This is a genomic window from Actinomycetospora straminea, assembly GCF_028737255.1.
GTDB lineage: Bacteria > Actinomycetota > Actinomycetes > Mycobacteriales > Pseudonocardiaceae > Actinomycetospora > Actinomycetospora straminea.
Genome location: NZ_JAQZAN010000008.1, coordinates 111028 through 131848 on the forward strand (window position 1 = coordinate 111028; position 20821 = coordinate 131848).

General features: G+C 74.9%; 22 protein-coding genes. 8 read left to right on the top strand and 14 right to left on the bottom strand.

Annotation, left to right across the window (positions count from 1 at the left end; translation table 11 throughout):
- Window positions 1-59: 59 nt before the first annotated feature.
- Together PH190_RS13295 and PH190_RS13300 are read right to left on the bottom strand one after the other, a co-directional pair.
- Window positions 60-1448, bottom strand: coding sequence for a phenylacetate--CoA ligase family protein (locus PH190_RS13295; RefSeq protein ID WP_274232098.1), 1389 nt, complete (start codon window positions 1446-1448; stop codon window positions 60-62).
- Between the two features lie 5 nt (window positions 1449-1453).
- Complete coding sequence (locus PH190_RS13300) at window positions 1454-3223, bottom strand: thiamine pyrophosphate-binding protein (protein WP_274231997.1); 1770 nt, start codon at window positions 3221-3223, stop codon at window positions 1454-1456.
- Window positions 3224-3510: 287 nt separating this feature from the next.
- On the opposite strand from PH190_RS13300, the gene PH190_RS13305 reads away from it, so the two are divergent.
- The 4 genes from PH190_RS13305 to PH190_RS13320 all read left to right on the top strand — a co-directional run bounded on the left by PH190_RS13305 (window position 3511) and on the right by PH190_RS13320 (window position 7015).
- Window positions 3511-4188: a GntR family transcriptional regulator gene (locus tag PH190_RS13305; RefSeq protein ID WP_274231998.1), complete on the top strand. Its 678-nt coding sequence runs from the start codon at window positions 3511-3513 to the stop codon at window positions 4186-4188.
- A gap of 91 nt (window positions 4189-4279) precedes the next feature.
- Window positions 4280-5059, top strand: coding sequence for a CPBP family intramembrane glutamic endopeptidase (locus tag PH190_RS13310; RefSeq protein WP_274231999.1), 780 nt, complete (start codon window positions 4280-4282; stop codon window positions 5057-5059).
- Window positions 5059-5541, top strand: coding sequence for an anthrone oxygenase family protein (locus PH190_RS13315; RefSeq protein ID WP_274232000.1), 483 nt, complete (start codon window positions 5059-5061; stop codon window positions 5539-5541). The genes PH190_RS13310 and PH190_RS13315 overlap by 1 nt, the downstream gene beginning before the upstream one ends.
- Before the next feature lie 13 nt (window positions 5542-5554).
- Window positions 5555-7015, top strand: coding sequence for an FAD-dependent monooxygenase (locus PH190_RS13320; protein ID WP_274232001.1), 1461 nt, complete (start codon window positions 5555-5557; stop codon window positions 7013-7015).
- Window positions 7016-7027: 12 nt separating this feature from the next.
- On the opposite strand, the gene PH190_RS13325 is transcribed toward PH190_RS13320, so the two are convergent.
- From PH190_RS13325 to PH190_RS13350, 6 genes are all read right to left on the bottom strand, one after another.
- A complete protein-coding gene (locus PH190_RS13325) occupies window positions 7028-7543 on the bottom strand; it encodes a gamma carbonic anhydrase family protein (RefSeq protein ID WP_274232002.1) in 516 nt (171 codons plus the stop codon).
- Between the two features lie 124 nt (window positions 7544-7667).
- Window positions 7668-8927: a deoxyguanosinetriphosphate triphosphohydrolase gene (locus PH190_RS13330; protein ID WP_420791645.1), complete on the bottom strand. Its 1260-nt coding sequence runs from the start codon at window positions 8925-8927 to the stop codon at window positions 7668-7670.
- A gap of 2 nt (window positions 8928-8929) precedes the next feature.
- Window positions 8930-9607, bottom strand: coding sequence for a YdcF family protein (locus tag PH190_RS13335; protein WP_274232003.1), 678 nt, complete (start codon window positions 9605-9607; stop codon window positions 8930-8932).
- Entirely contained in the window at window positions 9604-10599 is a 996-nt protein-coding gene (locus PH190_RS13340; protein WP_274232004.1) for an XdhC family protein, read from the bottom strand. Before PH190_RS13340 ends, PH190_RS13335 begins: the two co-directional genes overlap by 4 nt.
- 25 nt (window positions 10600-10624) lie before the next feature.
- Complete coding sequence (locus PH190_RS13345) at window positions 10625-12052, bottom strand: glycine--tRNA ligase (RefSeq protein ID WP_274232005.1); 1428 nt, start codon at window positions 12050-12052, stop codon at window positions 10625-10627.
- Window positions 12053-12182: 130 nt separating this feature from the next.
- Window positions 12183-12515 carry an antibiotic biosynthesis monooxygenase family protein gene (locus tag PH190_RS13350; RefSeq protein ID WP_274232006.1) on the bottom strand — a complete coding sequence of 111 codons (333 nt, stop codon included), beginning with the start codon at window positions 12513-12515 and terminating at the stop codon, window positions 12183-12185.
- Window positions 12516-12615: 100 nt separating this feature from the next.
- On the opposite strand from PH190_RS13350, the gene PH190_RS13355 reads away from it, so the two are divergent.
- The 3 genes from PH190_RS13355 to PH190_RS13365 are packed head-to-tail and all read left to right on the top strand — an operon-like array spanning window position 12616 to window position 13720.
- Window positions 12616-12921: a hypothetical protein gene (locus tag PH190_RS13355; RefSeq protein ID WP_274232007.1), complete on the top strand. Its 306-nt coding sequence runs from the start codon at window positions 12616-12618 to the stop codon at window positions 12919-12921.
- Window positions 12918-13301: an ArsR/SmtB family transcription factor gene (locus tag PH190_RS13360; RefSeq protein ID WP_420791646.1), complete on the top strand. Its 384-nt coding sequence runs from the start codon at window positions 12918-12920 to the stop codon at window positions 13299-13301. The genes PH190_RS13355 and PH190_RS13360 overlap by 4 nt, the downstream gene beginning before the upstream one ends.
- The gene (locus PH190_RS13365) at window positions 13298-13720 is read left to right on the top strand and encodes a Fur family transcriptional regulator (RefSeq protein WP_274232008.1); all 423 of its coding nucleotides are present in this window, start codon (window positions 13298-13300) and stop codon (window positions 13718-13720) included. The genes PH190_RS13360 and PH190_RS13365 overlap by 4 nt, the downstream gene beginning before the upstream one ends.
- A gap of 431 nt (window positions 13721-14151) precedes the next feature.
- On the opposite strand, the gene PH190_RS13370 is transcribed toward PH190_RS13365, so the two are convergent.
- The 6 genes from PH190_RS13370 to recO all read right to left on the bottom strand — a co-directional run bounded on the left by PH190_RS13370 (window position 14152) and on the right by recO (window position 20291).
- The gene (locus tag PH190_RS13370; RefSeq protein WP_274232009.1) at window positions 14152-16086 is read right to left on the bottom strand and encodes a BCCT family transporter; all 1935 of its coding nucleotides are present in this window, start codon (window positions 16084-16086) and stop codon (window positions 14152-14154) included.
- 131 nt (window positions 16087-16217) lie between these two features.
- Window positions 16218-16997: a TIGR03943 family putative permease subunit gene (locus tag PH190_RS13375; protein ID WP_274232010.1), complete on the bottom strand. Its 780-nt coding sequence runs from the start codon at window positions 16995-16997 to the stop codon at window positions 16218-16220.
- Window positions 16994-18001 (bottom strand): permease, encoded by a 1008-nt coding sequence (locus tag PH190_RS13380; RefSeq protein ID WP_274232011.1) that lies wholly within the window; start codon window positions 17999-18001, stop codon window positions 16994-16996. The genes PH190_RS13375 and PH190_RS13380 overlap by 4 nt, the downstream gene beginning before the upstream one ends.
- A 144-nt stretch (window positions 18002-18145) precedes the next feature.
- Window positions 18146-18556: a hypothetical protein gene (locus tag PH190_RS13385; protein WP_274232012.1), complete on the bottom strand. Its 411-nt coding sequence runs from the start codon at window positions 18554-18556 to the stop codon at window positions 18146-18148.
- Window positions 18553-19332 (bottom strand): isoprenyl transferase, encoded by a 780-nt coding sequence (locus tag PH190_RS13390; RefSeq protein WP_274232101.1) that lies wholly within the window; start codon window positions 19330-19332, stop codon window positions 18553-18555. The genes PH190_RS13385 and PH190_RS13390 overlap by 4 nt, the downstream gene beginning before the upstream one ends.
- Before the next feature lie 68 nt (window positions 19333-19400).
- Complete coding sequence (gene recO, locus PH190_RS13395) at window positions 19401-20291, bottom strand: DNA repair protein RecO (RefSeq protein WP_274232013.1); 891 nt, start codon at window positions 20289-20291, stop codon at window positions 19401-19403.
- 144 nt (window positions 20292-20435) lie between these two features.
- Here recO and PH190_RS13400 point away from each other — a divergent pair, with 144 nt between their 5' ends.
- On the top strand, window positions 20436-20798 hold the full coding sequence (locus PH190_RS13400) for a nuclear transport factor 2 family protein (RefSeq protein ID WP_274232014.1): 363 nt from the start codon (window positions 20436-20438) through the stop codon (window positions 20796-20798).
- Window positions 20799-20821 lie beyond the last annotated feature (23 nt).

Sequence of the window (20821 nt, forward strand, 5' to 3'; positions counted from 1 at the left end):
GACGGTGTGGGTACGTGAGCGAAAATCACGGCGATAGCCGTGAACTCCGCTCACACGGGTCAGCGGCGGGTGTGCTCGCGCTCGTCGACGACGCGGCGGGACTTGTGCTCCGCGCGCTCGAGGGTGTCGGCGTCGACGGACTCGACGGTCACGCGGACGCCGAGGAGCGACTGCAGGCCGGCGCCGGTGCGGCGCTCGAACTCGGCGCGCTGCCCGTCGGCGAGGGTGCACTCGGCGCGGACGATCATCTCGTCCATCGAGCCGGTCCGGCGCACGACGATCCGGTGCTCGCCGCCGTAGTGCTCGACGCTGCGCAGGTAGTTGTCGACCTCCGTCGGGTACACGTTCTCCCCGCGGATGTGGATCATGTCGTCGATCCGGCCGTACACGCCGTCGGGCAGCTTGGGGTACGTCCGACCGCAGGGGTTGTCCTCCATCACCCAGCGGGTGAGGTCGTTGGACGCCAGCCGGATCATGGGCTGCGACGTGCGCTCGAGGTGGGTGTAGACCGGCGTGCCCTCGGCGCCGAACGGGACCGTCCGGAACGTGGTCGGGTCGCAGACCTCGTGCCAGACGATGTCCTGCCAGAGCAGCATGCCGTCCGGGGTCCCGGCCGTGGCCGACGCCGACATGAACGGCGTCATCTCGGCCATCGTCCCGCAGTCGATCACCGTGGCGCCGAACGCGTCCTCGATCGCCCGGCGCACCGTCGGCACCGACGCGCCCGGCTCGCCCGAGAAGAACATGACCTGCAGCCCGAACTCGCGGGGGTCGATCTTCTCCTGCTCGGCGACCTCGGCCAGGCGCAGCGCGTACGACGGCGTCGCGTAGAACGCCTTGGGCCGCGTGCGGGCGAGCCAGGTGACGGCGCGGGCGGTCATGCCCTGCGCGCCCGCCCCGAACGGCAGGCTGCGGCAGTGCAGGCGCTCGGCGCCGGCCAGCGCGCCCCACGAGCCCAGGTACAGGCTGAACAGCGCCGCGACGAACACGGTGTCGCCGGGGCGCACGCCCATCCCCCACAGGATGCGGGCGTGGTTGTCGGCGATGACCTGCCAGTCGCGCCGGCCGATGGCGAAGGCGGTCGGCATGCCGGTGGTGCCCGACGTGCCGTGGATGTGGTGGATCTCCGACTCGTCGACGCAGAGGTAGTCGCCGAACGGCGGGTGGTCGTGCTGCGACGCCCGCATCTCGTCCTTGGTCACCACCGGGACCTGCTCGAACGCCTCGAACGACGTGATGTCCGCAGGCTCGAGGTCCACCGCGTCCCACGTGCGCCGGTAGAACGGCGACGTGGCGTAGGCGTACTCCATGACCTCGCGCAGCCGCTCGAGCACCGCGGCGTTGCGCTCCTCGGGGTCCATCGTCTCGCGGTGCGGGAACCAGTACGGCGACAACGGGTCGGGCAGGTAGCTCTGGTCGTAGGCGGCCGGGAAGTGCCAGTCCTCCATGCGCGTCACTGCTGCCTCCGCTCGATCTCGGCGTCGTTCCACGGCGTGAGGGCCTGGTAGTCGGGCACGAAACCGAGGCCCTTGTCGGCGTCGGGCGAGGGCGCGTCGCGGCTGGTGACGACGTCGACGACGGCCGGCGCGTTCGCCAGCGCGCGCCGCAGGACGTCGGGCAGGTCGGCGGGATCGGTGACCCGCTCGCCGTGGGCGCCGAGGCTGCGGCCCAGCGCCGCGTAGTCGGAGAAGGCGAGCTCGGTGCCGACGACCAGCCCGTAGTTCTCCTGCTGGTCGTAGCGCTCGATGTTCCAGGCGCCGTTGTTCGAGACGATCACGACGATCTTCGCGTCGTGCCGGACCGCGGTGTCGATGTCGGTCGCGGTGATGCCGAACGCCCCGTCCCCGGTGACGGCGACGACGGGCCGGTCCGGGAACGCCAGCGACGCCGCGATCGCGAAGGGGGTCCCGACGCCGAGGCAGCCGAACGCACCGGGGTCGAGGTAACGGGCGCAGCGGGTGATGCCGAGGCGGGCGAACGAGAGCAGGTCGCCGCCGTCGGCGATCATGATCGTCTCGCCGAGGTCGAGCACCGAGCCGTCGAGAGCTGTTCCGTCGAGAGCTGTTCCGTCGAGAGAGTCGAGGGCGGCGAAGATGCGGTTGGGGTGCATCCGCCCGTCGGCGCCCGCCGGGGCCTCGGTCATCGCCGCCTTGTACTCCGCCGAGCGCTTCTCGTGCTTGGCGCGCAGCTCGTCGCGCCAGCTGGTGTCGGGCGTGTGGCCCTCGAGCGCGCTCGTGACGGCGGCGAGCGCGGCGGCCGGGTCGGCGAGGATCTCGACCTCGCCGCGCCGGTTGTCGATCAGCTCGCTCGCCGTGTCGGCGATGCGCACGACCCTCGCGTGGCGGAACACCGCCGGCGAGCCGAAACCCAGTTGGTAGTCGAGCTGGCGCCCGACCGTGATCAGCAGGTCGCAGTCGCGCATCACCGCGGAGCGCGCCGAGCCGACGCCGGCGGGGTGGTCGGCGGGCACGAGGCCGCGCGACTCCTGGGTGTCGAGGTAGGCCGCGCCGCTGGCGTCGAGGAAGCGCACGAGTTCGCGACCGTCGGTGACCCTCGCGCCCCGCCCGGAGATCACGGCGGGCTTCTGCGCGCCCCGCACCAGGTCGGCGACGGCGGCGACGTCGTCGGGGTGCGGCTGGGGGCGCCGGCGGGGCTTGGGTCGCAGGTGCTCGGCCGTGACCAGCGCCGGGGGGACCTCCTGGCGCAGCACGTCGGTGGGGATCTCGACGTAGACCGGGCCGGGCTCGCCGCGGTCGCCGGCCGCGCGGGCCCAGGCCTCGTCGAGCTCGCGCAGCACCTGGTCGTGCTGGCGCAGCGTGCGCGACAGGCGGGTGACCGGCGCGAGGATCTCGGTGTGCGGGATGTCCTGCAGCGGGCCCATGTTCGCCTGCGGGCGCGGGGGGCAGCCGCCGAGCACGAGCAGCGGGATGCGGCTGATCGAGGCGTTGGCGACGGCGGTGACGGTGTTGGTGACGCCCGGCCCGGCGGTCACGAGCGCGACCGCCGTCTCGCCGGTCAGCTCCGCGTGGGCGTGGGCCATGTGCACCGCCGAGCCCTCGTCGCGGACGTCGACGATGCGCACGCCGAGCCGGGCGAGCCGGTCCCAGACGGGCTGGATGTGACCGCCCTGCAGGCCGAAGACCCGGTCGACGCCGTGGTCGCGGAAGAAGCGCGCGACCAGGTCCGCGACGACCACCGGGCCCTGCACCGCGGAGTCCGCCATCCGTCCTCCTCCTCGTCGAGTCGGTCCGGAGTCGGACCGGTTGCGGACGACGCGCCGGGCGGGGCACTCCCCTGTCACCTCGAGTGATCCACACCACGTGACGCGGCCCACGCCCACCGTGACGCATTCTGAATTCAGAAGTCAATGGTCACGGGACGATCCCGTCCGGCGAGGCGCTACGCTGTGCGGCCGAGAGTCCCTGCTGGCAGATCGCCGAGGAGGCCGTCTGTGCCGCTCGCGGAGTCGGGCCCGGAGCCGGTCCGGAAGCCGCTCGGGAGGGCCTGTTCATGACCGCGCTCCCCACCCCTCCGTCGCGCACGGAGCAGGTGTTCGAGGCGATCGTCGACGACATCTGCACCGGTCGGCTCTCGCCGGGCACCCCGCTGCGCCAGGAGCAGCTGGCCGAGCGCTTCGACGTGTCCCGCCAGCCGGTGCAGCAGGCGCTGCTGCTCCTGCGCAACCAGGGCCTCGTGCGCGAGCTCGGGCGGCGCGGGCTCGAGGTCGCGCCGCTGGACCGCGACTTCGTCAGCCACCTCTACGACCTGCGCGAACTGCTCGACGGCTACGCCGCCCGCCTCGCCGCCGAGCGGCGCACCGACGCCTGGCTGGAGGAGATCACCGGGATCGTGCGGAGGGGCGAGCAGGCCTTCGCCGAGCGCGCCTTCGCCCGCATGATCTCCGCGGACGTCGCGTTCCACCGCGGCGTCGTCGAGGCGTCGGGCAATCCGCTGCTGGTCGAGAGCACCGCGGTGATGTGGCGCAACGTCCAGCGGGTGATGGGCGAGGTCCTGCTCCAGGGCGGCTCGCCGGCCTGGGTGTGGGAGGACCACGCGGCGATCCTCGACGCGATCGCCCGCGGCGACGCGCCGCACGCCGAGGAGCTGGCCCGGCGCCACGCCGCGCACGGCGAGCAGCTGATCCTCGACGCCATGGACCCCGCCGCGGAGGACGACGCGGCGCTGTAGGGCCCGCCCGGTTTCACCCCGCGCGGGTGGTGCGGCCCGCGCCGCCGGGGGTCACCGTGCCGCCTCCGGCAGTGGGCGGGGAGGTCCTGCCATGGTCACGGCGAGCGCGCCGCCGACCCCCGACGGGGCGGCACCCGACACCGTCGTGCGCAGCGGCCGGGCGTGGGGCCGCTTCCTGGTCGGGTTCCTCGTGCTCTGGGGTGTGCTCCAGACCGTCGCGACCCTCGACCCGACCGCGCGGTGGGGTGTCCTGCTGCTCGCGGCGGTCCTCGTCGCGGCGGTGGTGGTCGAGCGGGTGGACCACGACGTCCCGGCCGGCGTGGCGCTGCGCCGACTCGGACTCGGCCGGTCGCGGGCCCGGGTGCTCGGCGTCGCCGCGGCGGTCTCGGCGGCCGTCCTGCTCGTGTACCCGCTGACCGAGGCCGTCACGGGCGCGACGGTCACGCTGCGGCCCGGCTGGCCGTGGCTGCTCCTCGGCGTGTTCGCCCTGCACGGGGTGGCCGAGGAGGTCGTCTGGCGGGGCTACGCGTTCCGCCGGCTGCGCCGGGACCGCTCGTTCGCCGCCGCCGTCGCCTGGACGATGCCGCTGCTCGCCGCGACGCACCTGCCGATCCTCGTCACCGCGGGCGCGGCGGTGGGCCTCGGGGCGATGGCCGTGGCCGCGGCGACGTCGATCCCGCTGGCGTACCTCTTCGAGACCGGGCGCGGCACGGTCTGGGCGCCGGCCCTGGTCCACACCGCGATCGACTCCTTCAAGCTCGTCGTCGTCCCGGCGGGCGCGGTGGCGACCTTCTCGCTGCTGCTCGTCGCCGTCTCGCTCCTGGTGCCGCTGCTCGCGCTCGCCGTGCCCCGCCGCGTGCTGGAGGCCTGATGCTCGCCACGCTCGGGCTCTTCGCCGCCGTCGTCGCCACCGCCCTGTGGTCGGGGCTGCTGCTGATGCTCACGACGGTGCTGCACCCCGTGTACGGCGGGCTGGACGCGGCCGGCTTCGCGGACGGGCTGCAGCGCTTCCTGCCGATCGCCCGGCGTTCCCCCACCAACTACGGGCTGCTCGCCGCGATGGTCCTCACGCCGGTGGTCGCCCTGGTCGGCCTGCGGGCCGAGCCGGGCGGGGCGCCGTTCGTGCTCACGGCGGTCGGTCTCGCCGTCGTCCTGGCCGGGCCCGTGCTGACCTCGCGGTTCGCCGCCGAACCCAACTACGCGGTGATCCTCGCGTGGGACGCCGCCGAGCCCCCGGCCGACTGGCGCGAGGCCCGCGCGCGGTGGCTGCGCGTCAACTGGCTGCGCGGCGCGGCGACGTGGACGGCGCTCGCGCTGTTCGTCGTCGCGACCTGGCTGTACCTCGTCCCCTGACCGGAGGAGCACCGTGGAGACCACCGACGTGGCCGTGGTCGGCGCCGGGCCGACCGGCCTGATGCTCGCGACCGAGCTGGCCCTGGCGGGCGTGCGCTGCCGGGTGCTGGAACGGCGGACGGAGACGCCCAACACCACCCGCGCCTTCGCCGTCCACGCGCGCACGCTGGAGCTCCTCGACGCCCGCGGGATGGCCGACGAGCTGCTCCCCCGGGGCGTGCCGGTCCGCGCGATCTCGCCGACGCCCGGGGCGACGATCGACCTCGGCGAGATCGACTCGCGCTACCCGATGCTGCTGATCGTGCCGCAGAGCGGGACCGAGCAGGTGCTCGAACGGCGCGCCCGCGAGGCCGGCGTGGTGATCGTTCGCGGGGCCGAGGTGACCGGTCTGCGCCAGGACATCCTCCACGTCGTCCTCCAGCTCGCCGACGGCACCGAGGAGACCGCGCGCTACGCGGTGGGCTGCGACGGCGCCCACAGCCGGGTCCGTGACCTGCTCGGCGTCCCGTTCACCGGCACCGAGTACGCGACCCACATCCTGCTCGCCGACGTCCGCCTCGACGCGCCGCCGCCGGAGGCGATGTTCGCCGAGACGAGCGCGGCCGGCGCGGTGATCGTCATCCCGTTCGGCGACGGCTGGTTCCGCGCGATCGCGTGGGACCGGCAGCGCGAGCAGGTGCCGCTGACCGAGCCGCTGCCGATGGACGAGGTGCGCGACGCGTTCGTCCGCGTCGCCGGGACCGACTTCGGGATGCTGGAGCAGCGGTGGAGCACGCGGTTCCTCAGCGAGCGCCGGCAGGCCGCGCAGTACCGGGTCGGGCGGGTGCTGCTCGCCGGCGACGCGGCGCACGTGCACTCCCCGCTCGGCGGGCAGGGCATGAACACCGGGATCGGCGACGCGGTGAACCTCGGGTGGAAGCTCGGGGCGATGGTGCACGGGTGGGCGCCGGCGTGGCTGCTCGAGAGCTACGCGACCGAGCGTCACCGGGTCGGCGCGCAGGTCCTGGCGCTCACCGACGCGTTCACCAACCTGGTGCTCGGCTACTCGCGGGTCCGCAAGGTGCTGCAGTCGGCGGCGGTGCGGACGATCGTGCGGGTCCCGCCGGCGCGGCGCGCGCTCCTCGGACGGCTGACCGGCATCGGCATCGCCTACCCCGCCGCCCGCGGCTCCCACCCGTGGACGGGCCGGCGCGCGCCCGACGTCGTGTGCGGGAGCCGGCGGCTCTACGAGCTGCTGCGTGACGGGCGCTTCGTGCTCGTCGACGCGAGCGCGCTGGGGCTGGCCGCCGAGGCGGTGGCCGACGCCGCCGTCGTCCGCACGACCCGGGCGACGCCCACGACGCGCCGCCCCGACGTCCTGCTGGTGCGCCCCGACGGGTACGTCGCGTGGGCGGGCGAGGACACCCCGGAGCTCGCCGACCAGGCCCGCGCGGCCGTGGCGCGGTGGTGCGGGACGGAGATGCGGGTGGCGTGACCGGTCGGTGGCTCAGCCGGTGGCGTCGCGGTGCAGGCCCAGCAGGTGGCGGTAGGCCGCGGCGCTCATCGCGATCATCGAGCGCTCGTCGTCGGTGGTCTCGCGGCGCACCTTGCCCGGCACGCCGGCGACCAGCGAGTTCGGCGGGATCACCACGCCCTGCGACACCACCGCACCGGCGGCGACGATCGACCCGCGCCCGATGGTCGTCCCGTTGAGGATGACCGCGCCCATCCCGACCAGGCAGTCGTCCTCGACGGTGCACCCGTGGACGACCGCCCGGTGCCCGACGGTGACGTTGCTGCCGATCGACGCCGGGAACCCGGGATCGGCGTGGATCACGGTGCCGTCCTGCACCGAGGTCCCCTCCCCCACCGTCACCGCCTCGGTGTCGGCGCGGACCACCGCCGTGTACCAGACGCCGGTGTCCTTCCCGATCGTCACGCGGCCCGCGACGACCGCGCCCGGCGCGACCCACGCCGCCGCGTCGACCGACGGGGTGTGACCGTCCACGGTGATCAGCTGCACGGGGGCATCCTCGCGGACCGACCGGCGGGTGCGCGAACGGGGAGTTCGCGCGCCTCTGAGCAGCGAACGCGCCGTTCGCTGCGTCCTCAGCCGTGCGCTGCGTCCTCAGCCGTGCGCTGCGTCCTCAGCCCACCGAGCGCGCCTCGCGCAGGCGCGCGCACCACCGCGGGACGGCGGCGTCGGTGAGCACCGCGACCTGGTCGACGACCACCCGCAGGCGCGCGGGGTCGTCGCCGGCCGCCTCCCACGCCGGGACGAACGCCGGGTCCAGCGCGTGGGGCGCGCCGGCCGCGAGGCGCTCGACGAGCTCGGTGACCAGCGCGCGCTGCTGCGTCTGCACCGCGAGCCGGGCGGGGTCGCGCATCACCCAGCGCAGCGCGGCCGCCTTGAGCACCGCGACCTCGGCGCCGACGCCCGCGGGCACCACGAGGTCCGCGCCGTGCCCGGCCGGCACGACGTCGTCGCCGATCGCCTCCCGGGTGGCCTCGACGGTGCGGGTGACGAAGCGCCCGACGAGCTCGCTGGTCAGGCGCTTGAGCGCGGCGGTGGCGGCCAGCGAGCCGTCGTGCGCGCCGTGGGCGGCGGCCGCGCGCACCACGGGCAGTTCCGCGAGCACCCCGGCGGCGTGCTCGAGGTCGGCGGGCGCGGCGGTGGAGAACGCCTCGGCGGCCAGCGCCGCGAGCTCGGCGCGCTCGGCCGCGCGGCCCAGCCACGCGAGCACGATGCGCCCGGCGAGGATGCCGTCCTCGAGGTCGTGGACCGAGTAGGCGACGTCGTCGGCCCAGTCCATGATCTGCGCCTCGACGCAGCGCCGGTCGCCGGCCACGCCCGCGCGGACCCAGGTGAAGACGTCGACGTCGTCGGGGTAGACACCGAACTTGCGCACCCCGGGCCGGCGCTCCCACGGGTACTTCAGGCAGGCGTCGAGCACGGCGCGCGTGAGGTTGAGCCCGCGGCAGCGGTCGTCGTCGAGCACCTTCGGCTCGAGCCGCGTGAGGATCCGCAGCGTCTGGGCGTTGCCCTCGAAACCGCCGCAGTCGTCCGCCAGCGCGTGCAGCGCCCGCTCGCCGTTGTGCCCGTAGGGCGGGTGGCCGATGTCGTGGGCGAGGCCGGCGGTGTCGACGACGTCGGGGTCGGCGCCGAGGTCCTCGGCCATCCCGCGCCCGATCTGCGCGACCTCGAGCGAGTGCGTCAGCCGGGTGCGCGGCACGCCGGTGACCGCGGCGTCCTCGTCGGGACCGACGACCTGCGTCTTGCCGGCGAGGCGGCGCAGCGCGGCGGAGTGCAGCACCCGGCCGCGGTCGCGGGCGAACGGCGAGCGGCGGTCGCGGCCCGGCTTCGGCGCCTCGTCGAACAGGCGCGCCGCGCGGTGCCCCGCGTCCACGGCTAGCCCAGCCCGGGGTCGGAGAAGTCCGGCGACCCGTGCGTGAGGTGGTAGTAGATCAACGCCCCGGTCTCGCGGACGATGTAGCGGAACTGGGTCTCGCGCGTCTGCACCACCGGGCCGCGCTTCGTCGGCGACGTCGTCGCCTCGAGCCCGACGTCGTCGGCCATGGTGCGCGAGCGCAGCGAGTGCCACGGGTCGCTGACCAGCACCGCCGAGCGCCACCCGCGCGCCTCCGCGACCGCGGCGACCGCCTCGAAGCTCTCGTAGGTGTCGCGGCCCTCGTCGACGGGCAGCAGCGCCTGCCCCGGCACCCCGTTCTCGACGAGCCACTGCTCGCCGGCCTGCGCCTCGGTGAACGCGTCGCCCGCGGCGGCCCCGCCGACGGTGACGATCCGCGGCGCGACGCCCTCCTCGTAGAGCTCGAGGGCGTGCTGCAGGCGCGCGCGGAACACCGGCGACGGGCGCCCGTCGTACTGCGCGGCGCCGAGCACGACGATCATGTCGACCGGCTGGCGCTCGTCCACCCGGCCCAGCTGCCAGACGCGCACCGCGGTGCCGCCAACCAGCAGCAGGGCGACGACGATCGCGCCGACCACCACCCGCGGCGCCCAGGCCAGCGCGGCGCGGGCGGTGCCGCCGGTGTCGTCGGTGGTGGGACGGGGGCCGGCGCGGTTCATGCGCCGATCGGTCCGGCCGCCCGGCCCAGGGCCGACGGGTCACGGCCGCTGCGCACGGCGAGCACCTCGCCGACGATCGAGACCGCGGTCTCGGCCGGGGTACGGGCGCCGAGGTCGAGCCCGACGGGGCCGTGGATGCGCGCGAGCTGCTCGGAGGTGACGCCGGCGGCGAGCAGGCGCTCGCGCCGCGCCGCCTGGGTGCGCCGCGAGCCCAAGGCGCCGAGGAAGCCGCGCCCGGCGATGCCGGTGCGCAGGACGGCGTCGAACGCGGGGTCGTGGTCGAGCAGGACGAGCACGTCGGCGTCGGTGAACGCGGCGACGGCGGCGTCGGCCTCGGCGACGGTGTCGGCGCGCCGCGCGGTCCACCCGAGCAGCGCGCTCTGGGCCGCCAGGGCGTCGGCGATCGCGCCGCCACCGACCACGACCACCGTCGGCACCGGCACCCACAGGTCGACGAGCACGTCGGCGCCGTCCTCGAGCACCACCCGCTCGGTGACCGTGGCGCCCCGGCGCAGCAGGCCCCGCACGTGGGCGGCGGCCGCGTCGACGGCGGCGAAGCCCAGCGAGCCCTCGATCACGTCGAGGTCCCCACCGGTGATCGCCAGCGACGCCGACCCGTCCGCGCGCGTGACCAGCGCCGCCGGCACCCCGGCCACGAAGGCCTCGGCGAGCGCGCGGGCCGGCGCGGCGTCGAGGGGGTGGCCGAGCAGCGTCGCCCCGCCCGCGCAGGCGAGCCCGGCGGCGACGGCGGCGTCCTCGGCGACGTGGGCCTCGACGACCTCGGGCCGGTCGCGCGCCTCCGTCGCCAGCGTCGTCGCCCGGTCGTCCAGCGCGCCGCGCAGCAGCTCCCCGCCGAGCGCGCCGTCCGCGCCCGCGACGAGCAGCTGGCCGGGCTCGACGGTGCCGAACCCGTGCCGGTCGAGCACGCGGACCACCGCCCGCGCCTCGTCGCCCCGCGCCAGGACCGCGGCCACCTCGCTCAGGTCGCTCACCCGTCCCAGCGTAGGCGAGCGCGGTTCAGCAGCCGATCAGCCGGGCCGCGAGGTAGGACTCGAGCTGGTCGAGGGACACGCGCTCCTGGGTCATGGCGTCGCGGTGCCGGACCGTCGCGGCCTGGTCGTTCAGCGAGTCGAAGTCGACCGTCACGCAGAACGGCGTCCCGATCTCGTCCTGGCGGCGGTAGCGGCGGCCGATGGCGCCGGCGTCGTCGAACTCGACGTTCCAGTGCTTGCGCAGGGTCGTCGCGAGGTCACGCGCCACCGGCGAGAGGTCGGCGTTGCGGGAGAGCGGCAGCACCGCGGCCTTGACTGGCGCGAGGCGCGGGTCGAGGCGCAGCACCGTGCGCTTGTCGACGCCGCCCTTGGCGTTGGGCGCCTCGTCCTCGGTGTAGGCCTCGAGCAGGAACGCCATCATCGGGCGGCCGACGCCCGCGGCGGGCTCGATGACGTAGGGCCGGTAGCGGGAGTCGGTGGCCTGGTCGTAGTAGCTCAGGTCGACGCCGCTGTGGTTGGTGTGGGTCGTGAGGTCGAAGTCGGTGCGGTTCGCGATGCCCTCGAGCTCGCCCCACTCCTGCCCGGCGTTGAACTGGAACCGGTACTCCACGTCGACGGTGCGCTTGGAGTAGTGGGAGAGCTTCTCCTTGGGGTGCTCGTAGTGCCGCAGGTTGTCCGCGGCGATCCCGAGGTCGGTGTACCAGCGGGTGCGCTCGTCGATCCAGTACTGGTGCCACTGCTCGTCGGAGCCCGGCTCGACGAAGAACTCCATCTCCATCTGCTCGAACTCGCGCGTGCGGAAGATGAAGTTGCCCGGCGTGATCTCGTTGCGGAAGCTCTTGCCGATCTGGCCGATGCCGAACGGCGGCTTCTTGCGCGCGGCCGACATGACGTTGGCGAAGTTGACGAAGATGCCCTGCGCGGTCTCGGGCCGCAGGTAGTGCAGGCCTTCCTCGGACTCCACGGGGCCGAGGTAGGTCTTGAGCATCATGTTGAACTCGCGCGGCTCGGTGTACTCCCCGCGCACGCCGCAGTTCGGGCACGGCACCGTCGACAGGTCGTAGCCGACCGTGCCCTCGGCGTCGACGGTCTCCAGCGACGGGCCGCCGGTGCGCTCGCTGAAGTCCTCGGCGAGCTGGTCGGCGCGGAAGCGCCGGTGGCAGTTGGTGCACTCGACCAGCGGGTCGGTGAACACGTCGACGTGGCCCGAGGCCACCCACACCTGGCGCGGCAGGATGACGCTCGAGTCGAGGCCGACGACGTCCTCGCGCCCGGTGACCATCGACTTCCACCACTGGCGCTTGATGTTGTCCTTGAGCTCCACGCCCAGCGGGCCGTAGTCCCAGGCCGACCGCGTCCCGCCGTAGATCTCCCCGGACGGGAAGACGAAGCCGCGGCGCTTGCAGAGGTTGACCACGGTCTCGATGCGGGCGCTGCCGGTGGGGGTGGGCACGGTGGTACTCCGGGAATCGTGAGGTGTCGCTGCCTGGCGCTGTCGTGGTCGCGCCGTCGTCGTGGCGCTGTCGTGCGGGTGCACCCAGCGTAGCGAGCGCACCAGCGGCGGCCGTCGGGCGGCGGCGTGGCTACCGGTCGCTGAGCAGGCTCGGGTACTCGGTGACGCCGTCGGGCCCCGCGACGAGGGCGCGCTCGTGCGCGGCCGGCTCGTCGGTGAGCGCCTCGGAGAGCAGCGGCACCACGTGCTCGCGCACGTCGAAGGGCTGCAGGGCGCGGCGGTACGCGGTGACGGTGGCGAAGCGGGCGACGAGCACCCAGCGCCCCGGCTCCTCGATCGCCCGGCCGAGGTCGACGCCCTCGCACCCCGGCTGGGCGGCGAGCAGGGCGACGGCGCGCCGCGCGCGCTCCAGGAACGCCGGGGCCTCCCCCGCGTCCGGCGCGAACCGGCAGACCAGCAGCATCCGGAGTCCTCCCCCGCAGGTCGACAACGGATGCCATTATCGGGAGGGACAGCGACGGGGTGCGGACCCCGTCGGCGGAGGCGATGGCCGGGAGGCAGCGGTGAGCTCTCGCGGACCGGGACGGCCACGGACGCCCTTCGTCGGGCGGCGCGGCCGGATGCTGCCCGGCGAGGGGCCGCTGGCGCGGGTGCCGGCGGTCGCGGTGTTCGCCGTCGTGGTGGTCGTGTTCGCCGTCGGTGTGATCGTCGGCGGGGTGCCCGGCGCGATCCTGCTGGGGCTCCTCGCCGTCGGCGTCGCGGTGCTGCTGGCGACGACCTGGCCGCGGCTGCGTCCCGGCGAGCGGCTGGTGCGCGTGCTCGTCCTCGCCGTGCTCGTCGCCATCGCGCTCGGGCTGGTGCTGCGGTGACCGCGCCGTCGCGGCCCCCGGTGGCCGGTGCGGCCGACGCGCTGCACGAGGCGCCCTTTCTCCCCGACCCCGATCTCTCCGGCCCCGAGACGCCGGGCTCGGCGGCCCTCGTCGCGGCCGGCGACCTGCTGCGCGCCCTCGCCGCGCCGGTCCGGATCGCGATCGTCCTGCAGCTGCGCACCTCGCCGCGCTGCGTCCACGAGCTGGTCGACGCGCTCGAGGTGACCCAGCCGCTCATCAGCCAGCACCTGCGGGTGCTCAAGGCCGCCGGCGTGGTGCGCGGCGACCGGCGGGGGCGCGAGGTCGTCTACCGCCTCGTCGACGACCACCTCGCCCACATCGTCGTCGACGCCGTCGCGCACGTGGAGGAGGAGTCGTGACGACCTCCGGACCCCGCGCGCCGTCGGTGCCGGGCCTGCGGGCCACCCGTCAACGCGCGGCGATCGCCGGGCTGCTCGACGAGCTGCGCGACTTCCGGTCCGCCCAGGAGATCCACGAGGAGCTCCGGCGCCGCGGCGAGGGCATCGGCCTGACCACGGTGTACCGCACCCTGCAGGCGCTCGCCGACGCCGGCGAGATCGACGTCCTGCGCACCGGCACCGGCGAGGCGTCCTACCGCCGCTGCTCCGAGCACCACCACCACCACCTCGTCTGCCGCGTGTGCGGCCGGACCGTCGAGGTCGAGGGCCCGGCCGTCGAGCACTGGGCCGACCGCGTCGCCGCCGAGCACGGCTTCGCCGAGATCTCCCACACCGTCGAGATCCTCGGCGTCTGCGCCGCCTGCCGCGCCGGGGGCTGAGCGCGCGCCGGGGTGCGGCGGCGGCTGGTGCGGCTGGTGGTGGCAGCGAAGGTCATGTTCGCTGCGCAGGACGCAGCCGAGGAGTCCCTCGCTCCACCATGCTGCTCGGGGTGCCGGGCAGCGAAGGTCACGTTCGCTGCGCTGGAGGCAGCCGAGGAGTCCCTCGCTCCACCGGGCTGCTCGGGGGTGCCGGGCAGCGAGGGTCACGTTCGCTGCGCAGGACGCAGCCGGGGAGTCCCTCGCTCCGACCCGGGTGACACACGCCCGCGGAGAGCGCGCCCGCGGAGAGCACGCACGCGGAGAGCACGCACGCGGAGAGCACGCCCGCGGAGAGCACGCCCGCGAAGAGCACGCCCTGTGGAGAGCACGCCCCCGGGCACGCCGAGAGCCGGGCCCCGCGCGGGGACCCGGCTCTCGGACGGTGGTGCTGACTACTCGCGGTCGGCCGAGGGCCGCCCGGCGGCCTCGGTGCGCGGACCGGGACCGGTGTCGACGACCTCGGTGCCCGCCGGGTCGTCGTCCTTCGGCGTCGCCCGGTGCCGTGCGGCCTGGGCGCGGGCCTCCTGCGGGTCCGCGGGCACGACCGGGGTCCCCCCCGTCGTGAACGGGTCCTGGACGCCGTAGACGTCGGCGTACGTCGGACCGCCGCCCTCACCGGAGCGCTGCCGCGACTTCGGCGTCGGGAACGCCTGCACGTGGAGGTAGAAGTCCTCGCCGTGCTTGTCGGTGCCGTGGTCGACGGCCTGCTCCATGACCTCGAGGCCCTTGCGCTCGCGCAGGATCACCGGGTCGTGGTTGAGGTCGCGCATGAAGGCGACGCAGAGGAACACCATGATCACGACGAACGGCGCCGCCACCAGGATGGTCAGGCTCTGCAGGCCGGACAGCGCGTCCTCGCCGCCGACGAGCAGCATGATGATCGCCACCGCGCCCATCACGCAGCCCCAGAAGATGACGACCCAGCGGGAGGGCTCGTCGGTGCCGCGCTGCGAGAGCGTCCCGGTGACGATGGACGCCGCGTCGGCGCCGGACACGAAGAAGATCGCGACCAGCACCATCACGAGCAGGCCGGTGAACGTCGCCCACGGGTAGGCGCCGAGGACGGCGAACAGCTGGTCCTGCGTGTCGGCCGCGGCCGGGTTGAGGCCCGCCTGCTGCTGGCTGATCGCGGTGCCGCCGAAGATCGCGAACCACACGAGGCTCACGAGGCTGGGCACGAGGATCACGCCGCCGACGAACTGGCGGATGGTGCGCCCCCGGCTGATCTTCGCCAGGAACATGCCGACGAAGGGGGTCCAGGAGATCCACCACGCCCAGTAGAAGACCGTCCAGGAGCTCAGCCACTCGAGCATGGCCGAGCCGCCCGTGGCCTCGGTGCGCCCGACCATCTCGGCCCAGTCGCCGATGTAGGCGCCGACCGCGGTCGGGATGAGGTCGAGGATGATCACCGTCGGGCCGACGACGAACAGGAACAGCGCCAGCACGCCGGCGAGCACCATGTTGATGTTCGACAGCCACTGGATGCCCTTGGCGATGCCGGACACCGCGGAGAGCACGAACGCCGCGGTGAGCACGACGATCAGCGGGACGAGCACCTCGTTGCCGGCGCCGGGCAGGAACCCGGTGACGTCGAGGCCGCCGCCGATCTGCAGGGCGCCGAGACCCAGCGACGCCGCGGAGCCGAAGATCGTCGCGAAGATGGCGATGATGTCGATGACGCGGCCGACCGCGCCGTTCGCCGCCTTCTCGCCGATGAGCGGGATGAAGGCGGAGCTGATCAGCTGGCGACGGCCCTTGCGGAACGTCGAGTAGGCGATCGCGAGGCCGACCACCGCGTAGATGGCCCACGGGTGCAGCGTCCAGTGGAACAGCGAGGTGGCCATCGCCGTGCGCAGGGCGCCGACCTGGTCGCCGGGCACCACGGAGCCCGGCGGCGGCTCGGTGAAGAACGACAGCGGCTCGGCGACGCCGTAGAACATGAGGCCGATGCCCATGCCGGCGCTGAACATCATCGCGATCCACGAGACCGTGCGGAACTCGGGCTGCTCGTCGTCCCGACCGAGGCGGATGCGTCCGAAGCGGCTGAAGGCCAGCCACAGCGCGAAGGCGACGAAGCCGGTGGCGGCGAGAATGAAGCCCCAGCCGCCGGCGCGGATGACGCCGCTGAGCATCGCGCTGGAGACCGTGCTGAGGCTCTCGGTCCCGAGCACACCCCAGCCGACGAAGACGACGGCCAGCGCCGCGCCGACCCCGAAGACCACCCAGTCCGTGCCGTGCTTGCGGTCGGCCGCGCTCTCGGCCGGGACGTCCGGCTCGCCGCCCGGCGCACCGGACGGACCCGGTGGTGACGAGAGATCCTGTGTCATCGCGGTCGCGCCTCCCTGGCCCTCGAGAGACGCCCCTCCTCTCCGCATGGTGGACGGACGCCGGAGTCTACGGGTGGTTCCTACGGTTCATCCGCTTTCCGACGCTCGGTGTCGCGACGCCGCGTTCCGGGTCAGTATTCGTACACCGGTTCGGGTGTGGCAACCAGCGACGACGATGTCACCGTGAGTGTCGGGACGTGGCCGTCGGACGCGGTGCCCGTCCCGGGCACGACGCGACCGCGCACGGCGACCCACCGATCAGCGCCCGGATCACCGCCCGGACCGCCGTCGCCGGCGCCCGGTCCGATGCCCTCCAGCAGGCCCGCGGGGTCGGCGAGGTGGACCCGTACGGCGGAGGCGTCGGCCGCGCAGCAGGTGATCACCAAGCGTGCCAGGTCGACCGGCGCGGTGCCCCCGGGCCGCGGTGCGCGGGCCGGCACGAGGAAACCCGTGAGCGTGACGTCACGCGTGGTGATCAACCCGTACGGGTCGGCGGCGGTGCGCGAGACCACCTCCAGCAGCCCCAGCGGCGGCGCGTCGCCCGGCGGCAGCGGGTCGTCGGGCGCGGCGGCCACCGGCGCGGCGCGCGCTCCCGGTCCGCCGACCGCCGCCGACCCCAGCGCCGGCGGCACCACGAGCAGCAGCGCGAGCACCGGCAGCACGAGCATCCACGCGGCGGGCCCGCCGTGGTGGTGGCCGTGATCCGCGTGGTCCTCGCCGTCCCCGACCGGCAGCCCCCGCAGGTCGCGCACGAGCCCCACCACCGCCACCACGACGAGCACCACGCCCGCGAGCAGCACCGGCGTCGCCGACCACGGCCGCACGTAGCGCAGGTACGACCCGTCGAGCACGATCTTGACCAGCACCCCGCCCACGAGCACCAGCAGCACGTGCTGCGTGTCGCGGCTCACCGTGGGCCGCCGAGCACGAGCAGGCCCGCGACCAGGGCGGACGTCACGGCGACCACGAACGTCAGCGGCGCGAACCGGGCCGCGAACGCCCGCCCGAACGCACCGGCCTGCAGGGCGACGAGCTTCACGTCCACCGCCGGCCCGACGACGAGGAACACCAGGCGCGGCAGCAGCGGCAGCGCCGAGAGCGACGCCGCGACGAAGGCGTCGGCCTCGCTGCACAGGGCGAGCAGCACCGCGAGCACCGCCATGACGGCGACCGCGAGCACGAGGTGCCCGGCGAGGCCGTCGAGCCAGCTCTGCGGGACGACGACCGTCATCACCGCCGCCGCGAGCCCGCCGAGCACGAGGAAGCCGCCGGCGTCGACGACGTCGTGGCGCACGGTCTCGGCGAACACCGCCCACCGTGGCGTCCCGTCCTCCGGCGGCGGGCGGCGCACGCGGGCGGCGATCCACTCCGCGCGCCCGAACCGGCTCCAGAGCCAGCCCAAGCCGACCGCGGTGGCCGCCGAGCCGAGCAGGCGCGCGAGGACCATCTCGGGGTGGTCGGGGAACGCGACGGCCGTCGCGACCAGCACGACCGGGTTGATCGCCGGCGCGGCGAGGAGGAACGCCAGCGCCGCGGCCTCGGGCACGCCCTGGGCGACCAGCCGGCGCGCCACCGGCACGGACGCGCACTCGCACCCGGGCAGCACCAGCCCGGCCGCGCCCGCCACGGGCACGGCGAGGGCCGGGCGCGCGGGCAGCACCCGGCGCAGCGCCGCGGGCGACACCCACGCCGCGATCGCCCCCGAGAGCAGCGTCCCCAGCACCAGGAACGGCAGCGCCTGCACGCACACCGCGACGAAGACCGTCGCGGCCGTGCGCACCACACCGACGTCGAACAGCCCCACGAGCGGGCCCTGCAGCGCCGTCGCCGCGAGGAGGGCCCCGCAGAGCACCACGAGCGAACCGGAGCCGCGCCACGTCGCCCGGGGCGCGTCGGTCGGTCGCGGGGAGCTCACGAGCCGTGATGCTCCCAGCCGATCACCGCGCGCCCGCAGGCCCGGCCCCGGCCCTGGGGACGGGTCAGCGGGGTGGGGACGGACGCGCGCGACGCCGAGCCCGAGCCTGGGCCGGACGCCGCAGTCGCGACAGCCGGTCGGCGCTCACTCGCCGGCGACGAGGTCCTGCCGGACCTGCTCGGCGGTCGACACCACGAGCCGCAGCAGCGTGCCGAGCGGCCCGACCGCGAGCCCCTCGGCCGGGAAGGCGTAGCGCAGGGTCACGTCCCAGCCCCGGTCGGTCGCGACGGCGCCGAGCGTGCCGAACAGCCCCTGACCAGCGCGTTCGGCGACGACCCGCGGGGTCTGCGCGTCGGTGAGGTCCCAGGCGACGACGCAGGTCAGGCTCAGCACCGCGAGCCCCTCGACCAGCTCGACGCCCTGGATCGCGCACGGCACGGCGCCGCTGCGGAACGACAGCGCGCCGTCGTCGTCCACGTGCACGTCGACGAACTGCTCCATCGCCTCGCGGGCGGTGATGAGCAGGCTCGCGGTGGTGGCGGCCTCACGGCTCACGAGGTGCCGGTCCCTTCGGCTCGGTCCATGGCGCCGCCGTAGCGACGGTCGCGCCGGGCGTAGATCTCGCACGCCTGCCAGAGGTGGCGCCGGTCGAAGTCGGGGAAGAGGGTGTCGAGGAAGACCATCTCGGCGTACGCCGACTGCCAGAGCAGGAAGTTCGACGTCCGCTGCTCCCCCGAGCTGCGCAGGAACAGGTCGACGTCGGGCATGTCGGGCTCGTCGAGGTGGCGGGCGAGGGCCTTCTCGTCGATGCGCTCAGGGTCGATCTCGCCGCGCGCCGCCCGCCGCGCCAGCTCCTTCGCGGCGCCGACGATCTCCGCGCGGCCGCCGTAGTTGACGCACATGGTGAGGGTGACGACGTCGTTGTCGCGGGTCATCTCCTCGGCCGTCTCGAGCTCCCTGATGACGCTGCGCCAGAGGCGCGGCCGCTGGCCCGACCAGCGCACGCGCACCCCCATCGCGTGCATCTCGTCGCGGCGGCGGCGGATGACGTCGCGGTTGAAGCCGAGCAGGAAGCGCACCTCGTCGGGGCTGCGGCGCCAGTTCTCCGTCGAGAAGGCGTAGGCCGAGATCCACTTGACGCCGATGTCGATGCAGCCGCGCACGACGTCGAGCAGCTGGCCCTCGCCCTGCCGGTGGCCCTCGATGCGCGGCAGCCCGCGCTGGTTGGCCCAGCGCCCGTTGCCGTCCATGACCAGCGCGACGTGGTTCGGCACCAGCTCGGACGGGATGGCGGGCGGGGTGGCGCCGCTGGGGTGCGGGGTCGGCGCCATCACCGTCGGGTCGTCGCGGCCGCGCAGCGGGCGGTGCGAGCGACCGCGCTCGGGGCGCATGCGGGGGCTCACCGGGCGACCCGTTCCGAGCGGAGGGGCCCGTCGGTCGGGACCGCCCGGCGAGGGGCGCCTTCGGCCGGCTCTCCCGCGCGAGGGGGCCCGTCGCTCGGCTCGTCGACCTCCAGCCCCGTCCCCGCCGCGAGGTCGACGCGCGGGACGCCGCCGCGGCGGTCGACCAGGGGCAGCGAGCGCAGGGTGCGCTCGAGGTGCCACTGCAGGTGGGCGGCGACGAGGCCCGCGGTGTCGCGGCGGGCGGCGCCGTCGGTGCCCTCGGCGGTGGCCCAGTCGCCGTCGCGCAGGGCCTCGAGGAGCCGCCAGGTCGGCTCGGACGGCACGACGGCGCCCGACGGCCGGCACGGCTCGCAGACCGCGCCGCCGGCGGGCACCGAGAAGCGGCGGTGGTACGGCGCGCCCTCGGTGCCGCAGCGGGCGCACTCGGTGATCGCCGGCGCCCAGCCCGCGATGACCATGGCGCGCAGCAGGAAGGCGTCGAGCACCAGGTAGGGGTCGCGGGTGCCGCCGGCGAGCCCGCGCAGCGCGCCCACGAGCAGCAGGAACAGCTCGCGGGCCGGCTCGCCCTCCTCGGAGGTGAGCCGGTCGGCGGTCTCGAGCAGGGCGCAGCCGGCGGTGTAGCGCGGGTAGTCGCCGGTGAGGTCGCCGCCGAAGGCGTCGATGGTCTGCACCTGGGTGACGATGTCGAGGCTGCGCCCGGTGTGCAGCTGCAGGTCCACGTGGCCGAACGGCTCCAGCCGCGCCCCGAACCGCGAGCTCGTGCGCCGCACACCCTTCGCGACGGCGCGCACCTTGCCGTGCCGGTGGGTCAGGACCGTGACGATGCGGTCGGCCTCGCCGAGCTTCTGCAGCCGCAGCACCACCCCGGTGTCGCGATAGAAGCCCACACGCTCATCGTCGCACCCCGACGGCGGCGGGGCGTGCACCACGGGGCGCGGATCGGGGTCGTCCGTGGGCTCCCGGCCGCCGTCGACGACGAGGCCCGTCGCTCGCGGTTTCGCGCTCCGGGTGGGACGGAGGACGATCCGGCGATGAGCGGAATCGAGCGCCGGGTCGTCGACGCCCTGGCCGACACGTCGTCCGAGGTGCCCGAGGGGCTGTTCGCCCCCGGCGCGGTCACCTGGCACTCGTTCGACGAGGTCGAGGCCCCGACCGTCCCCGACACGTTCGCGACGCTGCGCGCGATCCGCGGTCAGGTCCCGGACTTCACGATGACCGAGGTGCGCACGGGCGAGGGCTTCGCGCAGTACGTCGTCACCGGGACCCTGCCGGGCGGGCAGACGCTCCGCGCGCCGGCGGCCCTCGCGATCCACGTCTCGGACGGGCTCGTCACGCGGATCGAGGAGTACGTCGACACCGGCCAGCTGACACCGCTCTTCGCGCTGCTCGGGTGATCGTGGGGGCTTTCCTCACGTTG